The organism is Brunnivagina elsteri CCALA 953 (assembly GCF_002289455.1).
Classification (GTDB): Bacteria; Cyanobacteriota; Cyanobacteriia; order Cyanobacteriales; family Nostocaceae; genus Brunnivagina; species Brunnivagina elsteri.
In genome coordinates this window covers 1-2467 of sequence record NZ_NTFS01000634.1, presented here as the reverse complement: position 1 = coordinate 2467, position 2467 = coordinate 1, and the positions used below count along the sequence as shown (strand labels likewise).

At 41.5% G+C, this 2467-nt stretch carries 1 protein-coding gene; it reads right to left on the bottom strand.

Translation table 11 applies throughout. The features are described from left to right. Window positions 1–51 precede the first annotated feature (51 nt). Complete coding sequence (locus CK510_RS29335) at window positions 52–2088, bottom strand: glycoside hydrolase family 10-like protein (RefSeq protein ID WP_095724979.1); 2037 nt, start codon at window positions 2086–2088, stop codon at window positions 52–54. Window positions 2089–2467: the final 379 nt, after the last annotated feature.

Sequence of the window (2467 nt, the reverse complement as noted above, 5' to 3'; positions counted from 1 at the left end):
GGTTAGGGTGTGGTAATTCGACAACTTATGTATACGGGGTATATCGCGGAATCAAGTCACTTTAATCACCACACCCATACTCTCATTTGCCATCCGATCCACTGAACACACCGCATAGGTTCCCGGTTCCACGGTAGCAAAATTTGTACCACGACTCAGTACCCGTTGCAGTGTCCATGTATCCCCAGTTTTTCGATACAGTGTCCAAGAACGAACATCTTGACTACTTGCTGCGGGATTCCAACTCAAACGACGGTTAGTTACTTGCAATCCCCCTACTAATGATGGAGGTGTGGCATTTCGCCATGACATTGTAGGGGCAAGTGCTGGTGTATTGTAGATAGAACCTTTGAATGTGTCTGCAATACCTTGGCGATTATCATTGATGGAAGTCATGCTAAAAAAGATATTCCCCAAGGATAAATCATTCGCCAAATTACGGCTGATTTTTACCTGTTTGACAATTTCTTCATCTTTCCAAGCTTTCCCATCTAATTGGGCGATATTATTTCCCACATAAATATGACGTTGTTTCGGATTAACCTCTGTCCACCATTTCAACAAAGCTGGATAACTTTGCTTGGGTTGGTCTGTACGCCAGTATAGCTGCGGTGCAATGTAATCAATCCAACCTTGTTCCAGCCATTTTTTTGAGTCGGCGTAAAGTACCTCAAAAGCATCTAAACCAATAATTCCGGCGGGTTGTCCTGGTCGATAAATACCAAATGGACTGATGCCAAATTTTACATGGGGCTTGGCTATTTTAATCCCTTGGGAAAGCCGTAATACCATTTGATTGACATTTTCCCGTCGCCAATCACCCAAACTTAATGTACCACCAGCGTTACGGTACGCCCCATAGGTTTTGCCATCAGGAAAGGATTGTCCTTGGATGGGGTAAGGATAAAAGTAGTCATCTAAATGGATACCATCAACGTCGTAGCGCTGTAGTACGTCCATAATGACATTGTAAGCTTTATCTTGAACGACCTTTGCCCCTGGGTCCATCCATAGTTGATTACCCCATTGATAAACAACATCGGGGTTGGTAAGTCCAATATGGGGACGGGCAAGATTTCCTTGTCTGATGGAGGTTTTAGCACGGTAAGGATTAAACCAAGCATGAACCTCAATATTCCGCTTGCGACATTCGGAAATGGCAAACTCCAAGGGGTCATAAAATGGTTCGGGTGCTTTACCTTGGGTTCCAGTAATCCATTGACTCCAAGGTTCTAATTTTGACTGGTAAACCGCATCACCTTCGGGACGTACCTGTAAAATTAGGGCATTGAAATTTAACTGTTGCAGTTGGGTAATAATTTCCACAAGTTCGGCTTTTTGCTGTTCTGTGGAAAGTCCAGCTTTTGAGGGAAAATCGCTATTCCACACACAAGTTAACCAAGCACCTCGAAATTCCCGACGGTGATTTACCCGCACGGTTGTAGATGCCACTGGTGGAGGTGGAATTACGGGGGGTTTGACTGAGATGAGAAAATTAGAGGGAATTTTCGGAGTTTCCCCAAGGTAAACTAAAGCTTGATAGATGAATGCGGCAACATCAGCACGAGTTGAAGCTAAGGTTGAGTTGAGGAGCTTGATATTAGGGTGACTGGTGATTAATTCAGCAGAAGTTGCGATCGCAATTTGATTGGTTGCATAGGTGGGAATTGTTCTGGCATCTTGGTAAATTTGCGGCAGTCTATTTACTAATTCTGGTTTAATTTTTAGTCCCATCTCTAAGCCAGATACGAGGGAAAGGATGACTTCTAAGCGAGAAATTCGATTTTCGGGACGAAATTTCTTATCTGGGAAACCACTAAGAAAACCTGTTTCCTGTGCTGTTTGAATAGCTGATGCAGCCCAATAATTTGCGGGGACATCGGGGAAAGCTGTATATTGTCGCTTTTTGGAAATTTTTGTAAATGCCCTAGCGATAATTACCGCATATTCGGCACGGGTAACGGAATTATATGGACGATATGTACCGTTAGGTAATCCCGTAACTATGTTAAGTTTTGCCAATGCTTCAATAAATCCCTGTGCCCAGTGATTTTGAACATCGGAGAATGATGTAGGAGTTGAGACCATATTCACTCCTTACAGAGTAATTGTTGACACTTCTCTGTTATTTTAGACACAGCATGGCAATTTCGGATTTATTTTCTGTAGCTAGTCTGGGTTAATATTTTTCACTTTAATTTTTCCAGATATCGTGGAAACTATTTTTGATTTTAAGACATCAATAAATATTGCGATATACCGTTTTGCATTAAGCTCTGCTTATCCCATCTGCGAATGCTGGTTGTTGCTGAAAAAAAAGCAATACTGTCGTTTGCACTACAATATACAGATTTGTTCTATCCGCGACTTTATGGGTAAATTATACAATTTCAGTAAATCACAAAGTTTCTTTCAATAAAAGGAAATCACAAAAATCTGTAGCGAGATATACAATCAATTTAAAATG

What these genes read in the sequence shown, in the direction of transcription:
- CK510_RS29335 (WP_095724979.1), bottom strand. Translation starts at nt 2,088, where the DNA reads ATGGTCTCAACTCCTACATCATTCTCCGATGTTCAAAATCACTGGGCA.